General features: G+C 70.8%; 15 protein-coding genes and 1 pseudogene. 13 read left to right on the top strand and 3 right to left on the bottom strand.

The window, feature by feature from the left end:
- The first annotated feature begins 46 nt into the window (after positions 1 to 46).
- The 6 genes and pseudogenes from ACDF64_RS04095 (at position 47) to ACDF64_RS04070 (ending at position 5,827) form a co-directional block, all read left to right on the top strand.
- Complete coding sequence (locus ACDF64_RS04095; protein ID WP_394553555.1) at positions 47 to 1,228, top strand: ABC transporter substrate-binding protein; 1,182 nt, start codon at positions 47 to 49, stop codon at positions 1,226 to 1,228.
- Positions 1,228 to 2,130 carry an ABC transporter permease gene (locus tag ACDF64_RS04090; RefSeq protein ID WP_394553554.1) on the top strand — a complete coding sequence of 301 codons (903 nt, stop codon included), beginning with the start codon at positions 1,228 to 1,230 and terminating at the stop codon, positions 2,128 to 2,130. Before ACDF64_RS04095 ends, ACDF64_RS04090 begins: the two co-directional genes overlap by 1 nt.
- A 9-nt stretch (positions 2,131 to 2,139) precedes the next feature.
- Positions 2,140 to 2,982 (top strand): ABC transporter permease, encoded by an 843-nt coding sequence (locus ACDF64_RS04085; protein WP_394553553.1) that lies wholly within the window; start codon positions 2,140 to 2,142, stop codon positions 2,980 to 2,982.
- 252 nt (positions 2,983 to 3,234) lie between these two features.
- A pseudogene (locus ACDF64_RS04080) lies at positions 3,235 to 4,436 on the top strand (integrase core domain-containing protein).
- 112 nt (positions 4,437 to 4,548) lie between these two features.
- Positions 4,549 to 5,160, top strand: a complete 612-nt coding sequence (locus ACDF64_RS04075) for a nucleoside deaminase (RefSeq protein WP_394553552.1) — start codon at positions 4,549 to 4,551, stop codon at positions 5,158 to 5,160.
- A 94-nt stretch (positions 5,161 to 5,254) separates the two neighbouring features.
- Positions 5,255 to 5,827, top strand: a complete 573-nt coding sequence (locus ACDF64_RS04070) for a carboxymuconolactone decarboxylase family protein (RefSeq protein ID WP_394553551.1) — start codon at positions 5,255 to 5,257, stop codon at positions 5,825 to 5,827.
- A 420-nt stretch (positions 5,828 to 6,247) separates the two neighbouring features.
- Here ACDF64_RS04070 and ACDF64_RS04065 read toward each other — a convergent pair whose 3' ends face one another.
- Positions 6,248 to 7,066 carry a MarR family winged helix-turn-helix transcriptional regulator gene (locus ACDF64_RS04065; protein ID WP_394553550.1) on the bottom strand — a complete coding sequence of 273 codons (819 nt, stop codon included), beginning with the start codon at positions 7,064 to 7,066 and terminating at the stop codon, positions 6,248 to 6,250.
- A gap of 134 nt (positions 7,067 to 7,200) precedes the next feature.
- Positions 7,201 to 7,539, bottom strand: coding sequence for a hypothetical protein (locus ACDF64_RS04060; RefSeq protein WP_394553549.1), 339 nt, complete (start codon positions 7,537 to 7,539; stop codon positions 7,201 to 7,203).
- A gap of 6 nt (positions 7,540 to 7,545) precedes the next feature.
- Here ACDF64_RS04060 and ACDF64_RS04055 point away from each other — a divergent pair, with 6 nt between their 5' ends.
- Entirely contained in the window at positions 7,546 to 7,866 is a 321-nt protein-coding gene (locus tag ACDF64_RS04055) for a MarR family winged helix-turn-helix transcriptional regulator (protein WP_394553548.1), read from the top strand.
- Positions 7,867 to 8,106: 240 nt separating this feature from the next.
- Here ACDF64_RS04055 and ACDF64_RS04050 read toward each other — a convergent pair whose 3' ends face one another.
- Positions 8,107 to 8,739 (bottom strand): TetR/AcrR family transcriptional regulator, encoded by a 633-nt coding sequence (locus ACDF64_RS04050; RefSeq protein WP_394553547.1) that lies wholly within the window; start codon positions 8,737 to 8,739, stop codon positions 8,107 to 8,109.
- Between the two features lie 220 nt (positions 8,740 to 8,959).
- Here ACDF64_RS04050 and ACDF64_RS04045 point away from each other — a divergent pair, with 220 nt between their 5' ends.
- The 6 genes from ACDF64_RS04045 to ACDF64_RS04020 all read left to right on the top strand — a co-directional run bounded on the left by ACDF64_RS04045 (position 8,960) and on the right by ACDF64_RS04020 (position 17,743).
- Positions 8,960 to 11,563 (top strand): beta-glucosidase family protein, encoded by a 2,604-nt coding sequence (locus ACDF64_RS04045; RefSeq protein WP_394553546.1) that lies wholly within the window; start codon positions 8,960 to 8,962, stop codon positions 11,561 to 11,563.
- Between the two features lie 45 nt (positions 11,564 to 11,608).
- On the top strand, positions 11,609 to 13,276 hold the full coding sequence (locus ACDF64_RS04040) for an ABC transporter substrate-binding protein (protein WP_394553545.1): 1,668 nt from the start codon (positions 11,609 to 11,611) through the stop codon (positions 13,274 to 13,276).
- A 169-nt stretch (positions 13,277 to 13,445) separates the two neighbouring features.
- A complete protein-coding gene (locus ACDF64_RS04035; protein ID WP_394553544.1) occupies positions 13,446 to 14,558 on the top strand; it encodes an ABC transporter ATP-binding protein in 1,113 nt (370 codons plus the stop codon).
- The gene (locus ACDF64_RS04030) at positions 14,555 to 15,535 is read left to right on the top strand and encodes an ABC transporter permease (RefSeq protein WP_394553543.1); all 981 of its coding nucleotides are present in this window, start codon (positions 14,555 to 14,557) and stop codon (positions 15,533 to 15,535) included. Before ACDF64_RS04035 ends, ACDF64_RS04030 begins: the two co-directional genes overlap by 4 nt.
- A gap of 1 nt (position 15,536) precedes the next feature.
- Positions 15,537 to 16,652 carry an ABC transporter permease gene (locus ACDF64_RS04025; protein WP_394553542.1) on the top strand — a complete coding sequence of 372 codons (1,116 nt, stop codon included), beginning with the start codon at positions 15,537 to 15,539 and terminating at the stop codon, positions 16,650 to 16,652.
- Positions 16,649 to 17,743, top strand: coding sequence for an ABC transporter ATP-binding protein (locus tag ACDF64_RS04020; RefSeq protein WP_394553541.1), 1,095 nt, complete (start codon positions 16,649 to 16,651; stop codon positions 17,741 to 17,743). Before ACDF64_RS04025 ends, ACDF64_RS04020 begins: the two co-directional genes overlap by 4 nt.
- Positions 17,744 to 17,948: the final 205 nt, after the last annotated feature.

Raw genomic sequence — 17,948 nt, 5'->3', positions numbered from 1 at the left:
CCACCCCAAGAGAAGCACCCTGCACCACGACAAGAAGGAGAGCACCATGATGCGCAACACGCGCACGGCCCGACGGGGCGTGACCGTGGGACTCGCGATCACCTCCGTCGCCCTGCTCACCGCCTGCGGCACCACCTCCGGCGGCGGCGACGGCGGCGGCGAGGCCGCGACCGAGCTCGGCGAGATGGAGGGCCAGATCTCGATCCTGGCCTGGCCCGGCTACGTCGAGGACGGGACCAACGACCCGGAGGTCGACTGGGTCACCCCCTTCGAGGACGAGACCGGCTGCGAGGTCACGACCAAGACCTTCGGCACGTCCGACGAGGCGCTTAACCTCATGAAGACCGGCGACTACGACGTGGTCTCCGCGTCGGGCGACGCGACGCTGCGCCTCATCGCGGCCGGCGACGTCGTGCCCGTGAACACCGACCTGATCCCGAACTACGAGGGCATCTACGACTTCCTGAAGAACGAGTCGTGGAACTCGGTCGACGGCGTCCCCTACGGCGTCCCGCACGGCTACGGCGCGAACCTGCTCATGTACAGCACGGACGTCTTCCCCGAGGCGCCCACCTCGTGGGACGTCGTGTTCGACAAGGCGTCCGAGAACGCGGGCAAGGTCACGGCCTACGACTCGCCGATCTACATCGCCGACGCGGCCGTGTACCTCATGGCGCACAACCCCGACCTCGGCATCGAGAACCCCTACTCCCTCGATGAGGAGCAGCTGGCCGCCGCGGTCGACCTCCTGAAGACGCAGCGCGAGTCGATCGGCGAGTACTGGAGCGACTACCTCAAGGAGATCCAGGCGTTCACGACCGGCGACACCGTCGTCGGCACGAGCTGGCAGGTCATCCAGAACGTGCTCGAGTCCGAGGGTGCGACGACCCAGGTCGTCCTGCCCGACGAGGGCACCACGGGCTGGAGCGACACGTGGATGATCGCGTCCGAGGCGAAGAACCCGAACTGCGCGTACGCGTGGCTCGACTACATCGCCTCGCCCGAGGCCAACGCCACCGCCACCTCGTACTTCGGCGAGGCGCCCTCGAGCGACGCCGCATGCGAGTACCGCGAGGACTGCGAGGCGTACCACGCCGGTGACGCCGACTACGCGTCGCAGATCTGGTACTGGTCGACGCCGATCGCCGAGTGCCTCGACGGCCGCACCGATGTCGAGTGCACCGACTACGCCGCATGGACCCAGGCCTGGCAGGAGATCAAGGGCTGATGACGGCCCCCGCAGCGGTGTCCCGCCCGCGTCGCTCTGCGGCGCGGGCGGGCTCCGCCTACCTCACCACCCACCCGCGGACCCGCCTCGCGCTGCTCCTGGCCGCGCCGCTGTTCTGGCTGGTGATCGTCTACATCGTCGCGCTCGTTCTGCTGCTCGTCACCGCGTTCTGGTCGGTCGACAGCTTCACGGGCGAGATCACCACGGAGTGGACGCTCGACAACATCATCGAAGTGGTGACCGGCGCGCTCTACCAGACGGTCACGCTGCGCACCCTCGGCGTCGCGCTCCTGGTCACGCTCATCGACGTCGTGTTCGCCCTGCCGATCGCGTTCTACATGGCGAAGGTCGCCACGCCGCGCTCGCGGCGGATCCTGCTGATCCTCGTCCTGATGCCGCTCTGGGCGAGCTACCTCGTGAAGGCGTACGCCTGGCGGTCGGTGCTCTCGCAGGACGGCATCCTCGAGTGGCTGCTGCAGCCGTTCGGCCTGCACACGCCCGGGTACGGACTGCCCGCGACCGTCATCACGCTCTCCTACCTCTGGCTCCCGTACGTGATCCTGCCCATCCAGGCGGGACTCGAACGCGTGCCCGACTCGCTGCTCGAGGCATCCGCCGACCTGGGCGGCAAGACCTGGCCGACGGTCCGGCACGTCGTGCTGCCGATGGCTTTCCCCGCGATCATCGCGGGCACCATCTTCAGCTTCTCGCTCTCGCTCGGCGACTACATCACGGTCAACATCGTCGGCGGCGCCAACCAGATGCTCGGCAACCTCGTCTACACGAACGTGGGCGCCGCGAACAACCTGCCGCTCGCCGCGGCGATCGCGCTCATCCCGATCGCGATCATCTTCGGCTACCTCTTCCTCGTGCGCCGCACCGGCGCGCTCGACAACCTCTAGGAGCGACGGATGCGTCTCAGCAGGGCCGCCCGCCTCACGCTCGGCACCGTGACCGGGGTCATCCTCGTGATCGTCTACGTGCCGCTGTTCGTGGTGCTCGTGAACTCGTTCTCGACCTCGACCTCGCTCACCTGGCCGCCGCCCGGGTTCACGCTCGAGTGGTGGGGGAAGGCGTTCCAGAGCGCCGGCGCGCTCGAGGCCGTGGAGACGAGCGTCGCCGTCGCCGTCGTCTCGACGCTGGTCGCGCTCGTGCTCGGCACGCTGATCTCGTTCGCGCTGCAGCGGTTCGACTTCTTCGGAAGGGACGCCATCAGCCTGCTCGTGATCCTGCCGATCGCCCTGCCCGGCATCATCACCGGTATCGCGCTGAACAACTTCTTCCGCACGATCATGGGCGTGCCGCTCTCGATCTGGACGGTCGTCATCGCGCACGCGACGTTCTGCATCGTGACGGTCTTCAACAACGTGATCGCGCGCCTGCGGCGCACGGGGACGAACCTCGAGGAGGCCTCGGCCGACCTCGGCGCGGGCGTGTGGACCACGTTCCGCCTCGTGACGTTCCCGCAGCTGCGTTCGGCCCTGCTGGCGGGCGCGCTGCTCGCGTTCGCGCTGTCGTTCGACGAGATCATCGTGACGACCTTCACAGCCGGGTCGGGCGTCACGACGCTGCCGATCTTCATCCTGAACAACATGTTCCGGCCGAACCAGGCGCCGATCGTGTCGGTGATCGCGGTCGTGCTGGTGATCGTGTCGATCGTGCCGATCTGGATCGCGCAGCGGCTGTCGGAGGGCGCCGAGGGGACCATCGGCGGTCGGGCGCCGCGCCGTTCGCGCGCGGCGTCCTCGCGCTGAGCGGTCGCTTCCTGCTCCCTGCTCGCTGCTCCGTGCTCCCAATTCAGGACCACAGCCGTCATGAGCGCATATCGCAGTGTTATGTGTCGGGACATCGGTGACGGTTCTGCATCAGGACATCGGTGACACTTCGTGGGTGTTTGGTGGTGACACTTCTGCGGCTCTGATGGCGGGGTGAGCAGAAACGAGCCTGTCGATCCCCGTGTCCGTCTCGCGATCACGCAGTGGCCACCGGACGCACCGCGGGGTGCGGTGACGACGTTCTGTGCCGAGCACGGAATCTCACGGAAGACGTTCTACGAGATCCGTCGACGGGTCGGTACGGATGGGCCGGCGGCCGCGCTCGAGCCACGCTCGAAACGCCCGGCCGTGAGCCCGTCCCGGATCGGTGCGGACATCAAGGTCCACGCCATCCAGGTGCGGGCCGCGCTGGAGCAGTCGGGTCTGGATCACGGGCCGATCAGCGTGCACGACCGGATGCTCAGCCTCGGGATGATCCCCCCGTCGACGGCGTCGCTGGCGCGGATCTTCCGTGACGCGGGAGTGGCTCGTGCGGAGCCGAGGAAGAAGCCGCGGGCCGCGTACCGCCGGTTCGTGTACCCGGCACCGAACGCGTGCTGGCAGTTGGATGCGACCGAGTACGTCCTGACCGGCGGCCGCCGGTGCGTGATCTTCCAACTCATCGATGACCATTCCCGGTACGCGGTCGCGTCGCTCGTGGCATGGTCGGAAACCTCGGACGCGGCGATCGCCGTGGTCGATAAGGGCATCACCGCGCACGGGGTCCCGCAACGGCTCCTCACCGACAACGGGACGGCGTTGAACCCGTCCCGTCGCGGCATCCACGGCCGGCTCGTGATCCACGTGTCCCGGCTCGGTATCGAACCGATCACCGGAAAACCGTACAAACCGACCACGCAGGGCAAGAACGAACGCTTCCACCAGACCCTGTTCCGGTTCCTCGACCAACAGCCCCTCGCGAACACCCTCGCCGAACTCCAAGCCCAGGTCGACCGGTTCGACAGGATCTACAACCGCGAACGCCCGCACCAGGGCCTACCCGGCCGGATCACCCCGCAACAGGCCTGGGACGCGACCCCGACAGCCGAACCACCCCGACCCCGGCCCATCGAGCCGACCCGCCCACGCAGTTACGACCCGACCCCTGCGAGCACCGACGAGGTCCGGCTCGCACGCGTCGAGGCCAACGGCGGGATCAAGGTCCGCGGCGTGAAGTTCCACATCGACGGGCGACTCGCCGGACACCAGATCCTGATCATCGAGAACCCCGAGACGATCACGTTCGCCGATACCGACGGCACGATCCTGATCGAGCACCCCCGACCCGCACCCGGCACCACGTACGTCAGCAACGGCCGCCCCCGCGGACCACGCCCACCAACCCCGAAAACGTCACCGATGTCCTGACACACCAAACGTCACCGATGTCCTGATGCAGAACCGTCACCGATGTCCCGATACATCACAAGCGCATATCGCAGCCATGACGGCTGTGGTCCTGAAATGAGGGAGCGCGGGGACGGGCGCGGCGGGCAGACTGGGCGGATGAGCCGCCTCGACGCACCGCTGGCAACCGGATTCCACGCTGAGCTGCCCCCGTGGCTCGTGGCCGACCTCGACTCCCTCGCCGACCGGCCGCTCGGCACGCCCGAGGAGCGGATGGACCTGGTCAACGAGCTCGCCGACCGCAACTGGCGGGCCGGGAACGGCGGGCCGTTCGCGGCCATCGTCGTCGACGCGGCATCCGGTGCGCTCGTGTCGGCGGGCGTGAACGTCGTGCTGTCCTCGGGGCTCAGCTCGTGCCACGCCGAGGTCACCGCGCTCACGCTCGCGCAGGCGCGGCTGGGTCGGTGGGACCTCGGGGCGGGCGGCGCCGACCTCGAACTCGTCGTCAACTGGCGCCCGTGCGTCATGTGCTACGGCGCGACCATGTGGTCGGGAGTGCGCCGTTTGACGATCGCGGGCGACGGGCCCGAGTGCGAGGAGCTCACCGGGTTCGACGAGGGCCCGATGCATCCCGACTGGGTCGCCGAGTTCGAGCGGCGCGGCATCCGCGTCGTCCAGGACGTGCGCCGCGACGAGGCGATCGCGGTGTTCCGCGAGTACGGGGCATCCGACGCCGTGGTCTACAACGCGCGCGGGGCGTCGGAGGCCTGAGCGCGGACCCGGTCCCCGCCACGGGTCCCCGCCGCAACCCGTGGCCGCCCATCGTGGGAACTGGCAGGATGGCCGCGACGCGAAGGGGGACGCCATGATCATCGCGACGACGCCGGAGGCGGAGGCGACGGGCGAGGTCGCCGATCTCTACGAGGCCGAGCGGCGCGAGACCGGGTACATCCCCTCGCACACGTTCGCGATGGCCGTGAACCCGGCGGCGTTCGCCGGGTTCCAGCAGATCGTGAAGTCGACCGTCGGCACGCTCGGCCTCAGGCGGTACGAGCTCGTGACGCTCGCGGCTGCGCGCGGTCGCGGGTCCCGGCACTGCAGGCTCGCCCACGGAGCGAAGGTGCTCGCGAAGGGCGTGGCCGAGGCGCCGCAGCTCGAGCGGATCGCGCTCGACTACGCCCACGCCGACCTGTCGGACGCCGAGGTCGCGATGATGCGGTTCGCCGAGAAGGCGGCCTCGGATGCCTCGTCGATGACGGATGCCGATTCGCTCGAGCTCCGCGCGCACGGGTTCAGCGACCGCGAGATCGCCGACATCGCGATCGCCGCGGCCGTGCGCGTGTACCTGGGCACGCTGCTGCAGTCGCTCGCGGTCGACGTCGACGAGCCGCCGTCGCTGGGCGAGGAGTTGCGGGAGGCGCTGGTCCGCGGGATCTGAGACGTCGGCGCGGGCCCCATCCGCCCTTCGGTGGTCGAGTAGCGCCCGACGGAGTCGGACTTCCCCCGGTGGTCGAGTAGCGCCCGACGGAGTCGGACGCGTATCGAGACCAAGGCGACCCTGCCTCGGCTCGCCAGGTCTCGATACGCGTCGTCGCTCCGCGCCGGCGCTACTCGACCACCGGGAACCCCCGCGCCCGACGGAGTCGGACTTCCCCCGGTGGTCGAGGTGCGGCCGACGGAGTCGGAGTTCCCCGGTGGTCGAGGTGCGCCCGACGGAGTCGGACTTCCCCCGGTGGTCGAGTAGCGCCCGACGGAGTCGGACGCGTATCGAGACCATGGCGACCCTGCCTCGGCTTACCAGGTCTCGATACGCGTCGTCGCTTCGCGCCGGCGCTACTCGACCACCGGTAGGCGGCGGTCAGCCCTTGCCGTGCGGCCGGTGCTTCCGGCCGTGACCGCTGTGGGCGTCGCGGCCGTCGTGGATGTGCACGTGCACGTGGACGTCCTGCTGCGGGCCGTGGTGTCCGTGCCCGTGGCCACCGTGTCCGTGCCCGTCGTCGTGCGGGTGCGGGGCTCCGTGGTGCCCGTGCCCGGCCTCGTGGTCGACGCCGTGCCCGTGCCCGTGCTCGAACTCGCGTCCGGTGCCGTGGGGCCCGCCGTCGCCGAAGCCGCGCCGGCCGTACCCGCGGCCGTGCCAGCCGCCCTGGCTCGAGCCGCCGCCGTGCCGGTGGCCGTCGGGCCCGCGGCGACCGCCTCGGTGCCCGCGCGGCATCGGCTGGGTCTCGTCCCAGCCGAGCTCGCGCGCGACGGCCTCGAGCGTGCGGAGGGTGGTCGCGAAGTCGTCCGCGGGAACGGCCCCGGCGATACGGGCGCGAAGGCCCTCGACGGATGCCTCGAGCCGGTCGCGTGCCGCGCGTCCTTCGTCGGTGAGGGTGGGCAGTTCGGCGCCCTCGTCGAAGGGCTCGACCCAGCCGCGGAGGACGAGGCGGTCCAGCAGTTCGGGTCGGGCGAGGAGCCGGGCGGTGCGGTGCTCGTCGTCGGCGAGGCCGGCGAGCAGGTTGAGGGTGCGCCAGTCGCCGCGCGACAGGCCGTCGGCGGCGAGGGTGCGGTCGAGTTCGTCGGCCAGGCGGCGGTCGACGAGCTTCAGCCAGAAGCCGAACGGACGACGGCCGGGGGCGTGGCCCGCGTGCTCGCCGGGCTCGTCGGGGCGCTGGTCAGGGGTGGATTCGGTGGTCATGGTGTTCCTTTCACGGTCCTCCGGGTTCGGAGGCCGGCGCGCGTCGCGCGTACTGGGTGATTGCATGTCAATTGACATGTATATGTACCATGACATGCATGGATGCCTCGAGTCAAGGCGAGTTCGGCGAACGCTCAGGTTCGGACGAGCCCCTGCCGCCGGAAGTCGCGGTGCGGTCGGAAGACGCGGGGCGGCCCGACCCGCTCGACGCCATCGAGACCGCGCTCACCGCGCTCCGCGGGCGGGGTCCGGGTGCAGGATGGCCCGGCGGGGGCCCGCCGTTCGGCGCCGGGCCCTTCGCCCCCGGGCCGCGCGGAGACCAGGACCGGGAGCGAGGTCGCCACGGCGGCCCGCACGGGCACGGCGAGCACGACCACGGCGAGCACGACCACGCGCACGGCGAGCACGGGCACGGTCGCCGCGGGTACGGGCGGCGCGGGGAGGGCGGAGGCCCCGGCGGGCGGGGCGGTCATGCCGCGGTGCGGCTCCTCCTGGCGCTGGATCATCACGGCCCGAGTTCGGTGAGCGACCTGGCCGCGCACGTCGGCGTCGACCAGCCGCGCGCGAGCCGGCTCGTGCAGGCCGCCGTCGAGGCCGGCCAGGTGCGGCGCGAGGCGGATCCGCGCGACGCTCGGCGGAGCATCCTCGTCCTGACCGATGCGGGTCGCGCCGCACTCGTCGCGATGCTCGGTCGACGCCGGTCGGCGATCGACGCCGCGCTCGCCGGGTTCACCGCGGACGAGCGCGCGGAGTTCGCGCGGCTGCTCGCGAAGTTCGTCGAGGGGTGGTCGCGGGGATAGGCGGGCGCGGCCGATTCCGGCGCGCGATGGGCAGCGTCTGGGCGGTCGAGGAGCGCCCGACGGAGTCGGACGCGTATCGAGACCACGGCACCCTGCCTCGGCTCGCGAGGTCTCGATACGCGTCGTCGCTGCGCGCCGGCGCTACTCGACCACCGGGGGTCGTCGCTTCGCGCCGGCGCTACTCGACCACCGGGTACGGGCTGGCCCGACCGCGGGGGACGGGCCGGCGCTACTCCAGCGTCAGCGACCGGCCTCGAGACGGGCGATCAGCTCGTCGATGACGGTGCCGACGAGGCGGGGCATCTCGACGCCCTCGGGCTCGAGCAACCATTGCACCTGCAGGCCGTCCATGACGGCGATCAGCGTCGAGGCCGCATCGTGCAGTGCGACGTCGTCCGTGTTGCCGGTGACCTCGCCGAACACGCCCGCGATCTTGTCGCGCAGGATGTGCAGCCGGTCGTGGAAGTAGTCGTGTGCCGGGTGGCCGTCGGTGACGGCCTCGCCCGAGAGCACCGAGTAGGCCTGCACGACGCCACGGCGGTGGGTGTTCTCCTCGACGGTGTCGACGAGGTGCTGGAGGAACGCCGGGCCCTCGGTCTGGGCCCTCGCGGGAACGCCGTTGACTTCCTCGCCGTCGCGGTACTTCAGCATCGCGACGAGCAGGCCCTCCTTGCTGCCGAAGTGGTGGAGGACGCCGGCGTGGGTCATCCCCGCCTCCTCGGCGACCTCGACGAGTGCGCCCTTGTTGTAGCCGCGCGCCCCGAACACCTTCATGGCCGCCTTGAGCACGGCCTCGCGTCGTTCGAGCGTGCGCGCCTGGGGGCGCTGGACGCGCTCGGCCGCGGGCTTGGTACGTGCGTCGCCTGCTGCCACGTGCTTCGTGTTCCCTTCCGGATGCCTCGACGTCGAGGCCTCTCCTGACGCTGTGAGCGTTCACTGCATCGTTCCATGCGGAACGCCCGATCGCACCATCGGCGGCGCGTTATCGAAACGTTACCACGTCGACTTACTTACAAGTCAGTAAGTGTGTAACCATGTTCGAGTCCTCACCGGCGAGCCTGACGGCTCGATCACGAGCCCAAGGAGCAACGGCGTGACCTCGACCCCGACCGCCACCGACGACCGGAGCATCCCGGCCGCCGAACCGACGACCATCGGGCTCGACGACGCCATCGCGATCGCGCACTCCCTCCCGCTCGCCGACAAGGTCGCCCTCCTCACCGGCGCCGGCACGTGGACCCTCACCGCGCTCCCCGAACTCGGCCTGCGCACCATCACGGTCTCCGACGGCCCCATCGGCGTGCGCGGCACCGGGGAGGACGGCCTCGCCTCGGCGCAGATGCCCGCCCCGAGCGCGACCGCCGCCACGTGGGACGAGCGCCTGCAGGCCGACCTCGGCCGCCTGATGGCCGCCGAGGCCCGCCGCAAGGGCGTCGACGTCGTCCTCGCGCCGGTCGTGAACCTCCAGCGCAGCCCCGTCGGCGGGCGCCACTTCGAGTGCCTCGCCGAGGACCCGCTGCTCACGGGCCGGCTCGCCGTCGCCTTCATCGACGCGCTCCAGGCCCGGGGCGTCGCGGGCTGCGTCAAGCACTTCCTCGGCAACGAGACCGAGACCGACCGCACCGAGTACCTCTCGCGCATCGACGAGCGGACGCTCCGCGAGGTCTACCTCGCGCCGTTCGAGGCGGTCGTCGACGCCGGCGTCTGGACGATCATGGCGGCCTACAACGCCATCGCCGTCGAGGGCGTCGAGGAGACGGCCACCGCGAACCGTCCCCTCCTCACGGGCCTCCTGAAGGACGACCTCGGCTTCGACGGCGTCGTGATCAGCGACTGGCTCGCGACCAAGCACACCGAGGAGTCCGCGAACGCCGGGCTCGACCTCGTGATGCCCGGTCCGCTCGGACCGTGGGGCGCAGCCCTCGTCGCGGCCGTCGAGGACGGCCGGGTCGCCGAGTCGGTGATCGACGACAAGGTCGCCCGCATCGTGCGCCTCGCCGAGCGGGTCGGCGCCCTCAGCGGCCTCGCCGGCGAGGTCCTCCCCTTCGACCGGGCCGGCGCGACCGCCGACCCCGCGGCCGACGAGGTCACCGCGCTCCTGCGCGAGGCCGCCGCCCGCTCGACCGTCGTGCTCCGCAACCAGGGCGCGCTCCTGCCGATCGCCGTCGACGGCGAGGATGCCCCGTCCCGGATCGCGCTCATCGGCCACAACGCCGTGGAGCCGTTCACCCAGGGCGGCGGCAGTGCGTTCGTCACGGCCCCGCACGTCTCGCTCCCGATCGACGCGCTCCGCGCCGCCTTCCCGTCGGCCGAGGTCGAACTCCACCGCGGCGGCGCGACCACCCGGACCGCTCCGCTCGTGCCCGCGACGATCGTCACGACACCGGAGGGCGAACCCGGCATCCGCATCGACCACCTCGACGCCGACGGCGCCGTGATCGGCACGTACGTGCTGCCCGACGCCGAGGCGCTGTGGTTCCCGATCGACGACGCGCGCGTGGCATCCGTCCGCCTCCGCACCGACCTCGTGCTCGACGGCGCCGGACGGCACGTCATCGAGGTCGGCCCGGTCGGGGCGCACCGGGTCGAGGTCGACGGCGAGGTCCGCGGCGAATCGGCCGAGCACGTCGGCCGCGAGGTCATCCTCAACTCGAGCTACGCGAACCCGCCGATGATCGCGACCGCGATCGAGGTGACGGATGCCTCGCCGGCATCGCGCGCGGTCCGCGTCGAGGCCGACCTCCAGGTCATCGACGGCGAGTCGTACGGCCGCTTCGTCCGCGTGCACTTCCGCTACCGCGCGCCCGGCCTCACGGTCGAGGAGGAGATCGCCCAGGCGGTGGCCGCCGCGGCCGCGGCCGACGTCGCGGTCGTCGTGGTCGGGACCAACCCCGAGACCGAGTCCGAGGGCTGGGACCGCCCGACCCTCGCGCTGCCCGCGCACCAGGACGACCTCGTCCGCCGCGTGCTCGCGGCGAACCCGCGCACGGTCGTCGTCGTGAACGCCGGCGCCCCGGTCATCCTGCCCTGGCTCGACGAGGCGCCCGCCGTGCTCTGGTGGTGGCTCCCCGGCCAGGAGGCCGGCGCATCCCTCGCAGCCGTGCTCACCGGCGCGATCGAGCCGAGCGGCCGCCTGCCGTGGACGCTGCCGGCGAGCGAGGCGGATGTCCCCGTACCCGACGGCATCCCCGTCGACGGCGCCATCACCTACGCCGAGGGCGTCCACGTCGGGCACCGCGGCTGGGACCGCCTCGAGCGCACCCCCGCGCGCGAGTTCGGCTACGGCCTCGGCTACGCCGAGTGGACCTACGCCGACGCACGCGTGAAGCTCGGGGCATCCGACCGGCTCGGGGCATCCGACCCGCTCGGGGCATCCACCGACTCCGTGTTCGCGACACTGCACGTCACCGTCCGGAACACGGGCGCCCGGCCCGGCCGCGAGGTCGTCCAGGCGTACCTCTCCGCGCCGGAGCCCGGGGCCGACCGTCCCGTGCGCTGGCTGGCCGGCTTCGCGGTCGTCGACCTCGAGCCCGGAGTCCAGGCGGAGGTCTCCATCCCGATCGCCCGACGGGCGTTCGAGGTGTGGGACGCCGAACATCACGATTGGGACCTGCCGCGCGGTTCGTATACGCTCCGCGTCGGTCGGTCCTCCAGAGACCTCCGACTGGCGACCTCGGTCGTCGTCGAGGACGAGTAGTTCCAAACCCGCAACACACCAAGGAAATGCAAGGAGGCATTTGACATGATGCGCAAGCGCATCCTCGTCGCCGGGGCCGTCGTGGTCGCGGCGGGACTCGCGCTCGCCGGCTGCAGCGCCGGCGGCGCCACCGAGGGCTCGAGCTCGAAGGTCCTGGTCGTCGGCATGCCGAACGGCCCGCAGGCACCCAACCAGAACCCGCTGGCAACCGGATCGGCATCGCTCTCGCTCGGCTACGCGTTCGTGGTCTACGAGTCGCTCATGCAGGTCAACGAGCTGCACCCGACCGACGACCCCACCCCGTGGCTCGCCGAGTCGGTCGAGTGGAACGACGACTCGACCCAGGCGACCATCACCCCGCGCGAAGGCGTGAAGTGGTCGGACGGCGAGGACTTCACCGCCGACGACATCGCGTTCTCGATCCAGCTCCGCAAGGACCACCCCGAGCTGAACATCGACTTCCCCGACCAGTACGGCGACATCTCGGTCGAGGACGGCAAGGTCGTGGTGAACTTCACCGGCGGCCAGTACGTCAACCGCGACAAGCTGTACCGGCTCCTCATCGTGCCCGAGCACATCTGGTCGGAGGTCGACAACCCCGTCGAGTTCACCGACGACGAGATGATCGGCACCGGCCCGTTCGTGCTCGACAAGTTCAGCTCGCAGTCGGTGTCGCTGAAGGCGAACGCCGACTACTGGGGCGGCGCTCCCAAGGTCGGCGCGCTCCGCTACGACACGTTCAACGACAACAACGGCCTGACCACCGCCCTCACCACCGGCGAGGCGCAGTGGGGCTGGACCTTCATCCCCGACTACGAGAACACGTTCATCGCCAAGGACCCGGAGCACTACCACCAGGTCGCCGGCGGCGGCTTCGGCGTCGACGTGCTGTTCCTGAACAACGAGACGAAGCCGTTCGACGACGTCGCGTTCCGCCAGGCGCTCAACCTCACGATGGACCGCGAGGAGATCTCCGCCAAGGCCGGGTACGGCGTCTGGCCGGTGCTCACCTCGATCACGGGCCTGCCCACGCCGACCGGTGACGCGTACATCTCCGACGAGTTCCAGGGCCAGGAGATCTCGGTCGACCTCGACGCGGCCAAGCAGATCCTGACCGACGCGGGCTACACCTGGGATGCCTCGGGCAAGCTGGTCGACCCCGACGGCGTCGCCGTCACGTTCACGCTGACCAACCCGGCCGGCTGGAGCGACTACCTGTCCGCGCTCGACATCATCAAGACCGGTGCCGAGGAGCTCGGCGCCACCGCGACCGTCGAGCCGGCCGTGCAGGACACCTGGTTCAACGACATCATCCCGTTCGGCAACTTCCAGGCGACCCTGCACTGGGTCGACAACGGCTCCACGCCGTGGAACCTGTACTCGAACATCATGGACGGCGTGTCGTACGTGCCGCTCGGTGAGACCGCGAACTGGAACTTCGGCCGCTACAACGACGACGAGGTCACGCAGGCGCTCGCCGACTTCAAGTCCGCGTCCGACGACGAGACCCGTGCCGCCGCGATGCAGGTCATCCAGCAGCACTACGTCGAAGAGGTCCCCGGCCTCGTGATCTGGCAGCGCCCCGCCGTCGCGCAGTACTCGACGGTGAACTACACGGGCTTCCCGACCGAGGACGACCCCTACGCGAACCCGCAGCCCACGGGTCCGCAGGCGGCGCTCATCCTCTCGAAGCTCGTTCCCTCCGAGAAGTAACCCCATGTGGCGGGCGGCGGCCGAGCCGCCGCCCGCCGCACGGGCTCCACCGGCCCGTCCCGTCCCACCAAGGCTTCCCAGCCGCCCGCCACCCGGTCTCGCACGGCTCGATTCCGCATTCGCGCAACCGACGCCTACCCTGTTCCGAGGCTGTTTCAAAGGTGAACGCATGAGCAACACTCCCCCCGACGACGCCCCGGTCCTCCGCGCCGAGGCGTTGCGCAAGCACTTCCCCGTCCGAGGACTCGGTCGGCGCGGATTCGTCCACGCCGTCGACGACGTCGACCTCGAACTGCACCGCGGCAGGGTCGTCGCGCTCGTCGGCGAGTCCGGTTCGGGCAAGTCCACGATCGCCCGGCTCCTCGCCCAGCTCATGCCGCTCACCGCCGGGCGCATCACGCTCGACGGCGCCGACGCGGTCGTGCGCAACCGCCGCGGGTTCCGGCGCTACGTCGGCCGCGTGCAGATGATCTTCCAGGACCCGTTCGGGTCGCTGAACCCGATCCACCCCGTGCGCCACACCCTGACGCGCGCACTGCGGATCCACCGCGGCCACCTCCGCGGCCGCGAGCTCGAACTCGCGCTCGACGAGCTGCTCGAGCGCGTGCAGCTCACCCCGCCGGCCCGGTACGTCGACAAGTACCCGCACGAGCTGAGCGGCGGCCAGCGCCAGCGCGTCTCGATCGCGCGAGCCCTCGCGGCGGAGCCCGAGGTGCTGCTCGCCGACGAGCCGATCTCGATGCTCGACGTGTCGATCCGGCTCGGCATCCTGAACCTCCTCAAGGACCTCCGCGACCGGCTCCAGATCGCGATCCTGTACATCACGCACGACATCGCGTCGGCCCGGTACTTCGCGGATCGCACGGTCGTCATGTACGCCGGCCGCGTCGTCGAGACGGGCGACAGCGAGTCCGTCACCCAGGACCCGAAGCACCCGTACACCCAGCTGCTCATCCGCAGCGCCCCCGACCCCGACGATCTCGAGGCCCGCGCGCACGGCGCGCGAGGCGAGGCTCCGAGCCTCGTCACGCCCCCGAGCGGATGCCGCTTCAACCCGCGCTGCCCGTTCGCGTCCGACGTGTGCCGCACCGAGACCCCGCCGCTCCTGCCGGTCGGCGACGGCCGCACCGCGGCCTGCTGGGGGTACTCCGACCGCGACGACCGGCCCCGGCTGGGTTCGGTGCTCGACGCGTTCGGCGACCGGCCCGCCGTGCCCGAGGCCGCCGCGGTCGTCGCCCACGCCGCCGCGTCCGAGGCCACCGCTGAGGAGGCATCCGCATGAGGTTCATCACCCGACGCCTCGCCTTCTACGTGATCACCGCGTGGGCGGCCGTCACCATCAACTTCTTCATCCCCCGCCTCATGCCGGGCGACCCGGTGAAGGCGCTCATCGCCAAGAACCAGGGCAGGATCCCGACCGACGCGATGCCCGCGCTCTACGCGATGTTCGGCCTCGACGAGGACAAGACGCTCTGGCAGCAGTACTGGGACTACTGGGCGACCCTCATCAAGGGCGACCTCGGCATCTCATTCACGTTCTTCCCGCTGCCCGTGCTCGACGTCATCGGCGAGGCGCTGCCCTGGACCGTGGGCCTCGTCGGCATCGCGACCATCATCAGCTTTTTCGTCGGCACGATCATCGGCTCGGGCATCGGCTGGCGCCGCGGCACGTGGGCCGACTCGCTCCTGCCGATCTCGACGTTCTTCTCGGCGGTCCCGTACTTCTGGCTGGGGCTGCTCGCGATCTTCATCTTCTCGGTCACGCTCGGGTGGTTCCCCGCCTCGGGCAGCTACGACCGGTCGCTCGTGCCGGCGTGGAACTGGGAGTTCATCTCCTCGGTGATCTACCACGGCACGCTGCCGGCGCTCACGATCGTGGTCTCCTCGATCTCGGGCTGGATCCTCGGCATGCGGAACATGGTCGTCACGGTCTCGAGCGAGGACTACGTGACCGTCGCGCAGGCCAAGGGCATCTCCGAGCGCCGGGTCATGACCCACTACGCGGCGCGCAACGCGGTCCTCCCGCAGGTGTCGAGCTTCGCGCTCTCCCTCGGGTTCATCGTCGGCGGCACGCTCATCATGGAGATGGTCTTCACCTACCAGGGCATCGGCTTCCTGCTGTTCAACGCGGTCAACGCGAAGGACTACCCGCTCATGCAGGGCTGCTTCCTCGTCATCACGATCGCGGTGCTCGCGGCGAACATCCTCGCCGACTTCGCGTACGCGATCCTCGACCCGCGCACCCGGCAGGAGGGCTGACATGACGATCGACACCAGCATCGTCGAGGAACTCGAGGAGGCGGGCCGCCTCACCGAGACGCCGAGCACGACCGCGGTCGCCGCGGCCGCGCACCGGCCCCGGAAGCCCGGCCGCAAGTTCCTCTTCCTCCGGAACGCGAAGGCGCTCACCGGCCTCGGGATCCTCGCGTTCTTCACCCTGATCGCGATCATCGGCCCCTGGATCGCGCCCTACGACCCGAGCGCGCAGAGCGACGACCTGCTCCAGCCGCCCTCGTGGGAGCACTGGATGGGCACGACGCACCTCGGGCAGGACATCTTCAGCCAGCTGCTCGTCGGCACGCGCGGCGTCATGGTCGTCGGCTTCGTCGCCGGCATCCTCGCGACCGCGATCGGCGTGGTCGTCGGCGTGACCGCGGGCTACGTGGGCGGCGTGGGCGACGAGACGCTGTCGGCGCTCTCGAACGTCTTCCTCGTCATCCCGCAGCTCCCGCTCATCATCATCATCGCCGGTCAGCTCCCGAGCGTCGGCGGCATCACGGTCGCGGTCGTGATCGCGGTCACGGGCTGGGCGTGGGGCGCCCGCGTCCTGCGCGCGCAGACCCTGTCGCTGCGCCGCCGGGACTTCGTCGAGGCGGCCAGGGCGTCGGGCGAGCGGACCTGGCGGATCGTCCTCGTCGAGATCCTCCCGAACCTCACCGCGATCATCGCGTCGGGCTTCGTCGGCACGGTCACGTTCGCGGTGCTCTCGCTCATCACGCTCGCGTTCATCGGCATCGGCTCGGGCAGCGACTGGAACTGGGGCACCATCCTGTTCTGGGCGCAGTCGCAACTCGCGCTCCAGCGCGGCGCTTGGTGGTGGTTCATCCCCGCGGGCCTGTGCATCGCCCTGCTGGGCATGGGCCTCACGCTCATCAACTTCGGCATCGACGAGTTCGTCAACCCGCGCCTGCGCTCGACCGGCGCGAACGCGCGCTCGCTGCGCAAGCGCGGCATCCGCCCGCGCATCGGCTTCACGCCGGTCGTCGCCGAGGCACCGGCGGCCTCCGCTGATCGAGGAGCGCCCGACGAAGGAGGACGCGTCTCGAGATCCCACGATTCCGCGCCCGGCACCATCACGGAAGGACGCAGCGCATGACGCTCCACACTCCCGAAGCCCTCCGCGCCGGGGCATCCGTCGCGGACCCGGTGCTCGAGATCCGGAACCTCTCCGTCGACTACGGCTACGAGGAACCGGTGCACGTGCTGCGCGAGGTCTCGCTGACCCTCGGCCGCGGCGAGGTGCTGGGCCTGGCGGGCGAGTCCGGCTGCGGCAAGTCGACGCTCGCGTACGCCGCGACCAGGCTGCTGCCCCCGCCGGGCCTCATCACGGGCGGCGAGGTGCTGTTCACCGGCCGCGACGGGAACACGACCGACATCCTGCGCCTCGACGACCGGGCGCTGCGCGCCTCCCGCTGGCAGGACCTCGCGATCGTCTTCCAGGGTGCGATGAACTCGCTGAACCCCGTGCACCGGATCGGGTCGCAGATCGCCGACGGCATCATGGCGCACCGACCCGGGGTGAAGAAGCCCGAGGCGCTCGAGCGCGCGGCCGAACTGCTCGAACTCGTCGGCATCGCGCCCGACCGGCTCCGCGCCTTCCCGCACCAGCTCTCGGGCGGCATGCGCCAGCGCGTCATGATCGCGATGGCGCTCGCGCTCGAGCCCCAGGTCCTGATCATGGACGAGCCGACGACGGCGCTCGACGTGGTCATGCAGCGGCAGATCGTCGAGCAGATCGCGGAACTGCGCACCAGGCTCGGGTTCTCGGTGATCTTCATCACGCACGACGTGTCGCTGCTCATCGAGATCGCCGACCGCATCGCGATCATGTACGCCGGCGAGATCGTCGAGGACGCGAAGGCGCTCGACGTCTACCACCGGCCGCGGCACCCGTACTCGTCGGCGCTGCTGCACTCGTTCCCGCCGCTGCGCGGGCCGCGGCGCGAGCTGACCGGCATCCCGGGCTCGCCGCCCGACCTCGCGAAGCTCGGCGGTGGCTGCGCGTTCCGCGACCGCTGCGCGTTCGCGTGGGACGCGTGCGGGACGCTCACGCCGAGCCTCGGGTCGACGGATGTCCCCGCCGACGGCGCCGCGCGCGCCGTCGCGTGCCTCCGGCACGAGCCCGAGCGCGTCGCGGCGGCCGGCTTCGAGCCGAAGCCCGTCCCCGAGGAGCTCGCCGCGAGCTGATCGGTCCCTCCCGCTGTTTCGGAGCGCCGTCGCGTGCCGGTGTTCCCGCTGGTCGAGTAGCGCCGGCGCGGAGCGACGACGCGTATCGAGACCTCGTGAGCCGAGGCCGGGTCGCCGTGGTCTCGATACGCGTCCGACTGCGTCGGGCGCTACTCGACCACCGGACTGGCGCGACTCGACCGTCGGGTGGTGTCCCGCTGGTCGA

It is taken from the genome of Agromyces sp. MMS24-JH15, assembly GCF_043518605.1.
Classification (GTDB): domain Bacteria; phylum Actinomycetota; class Actinomycetes; order Actinomycetales; family Microbacteriaceae; genus Agromyces.
This window is presented reverse-complemented; position numbering and strand designations above follow the sequence as displayed.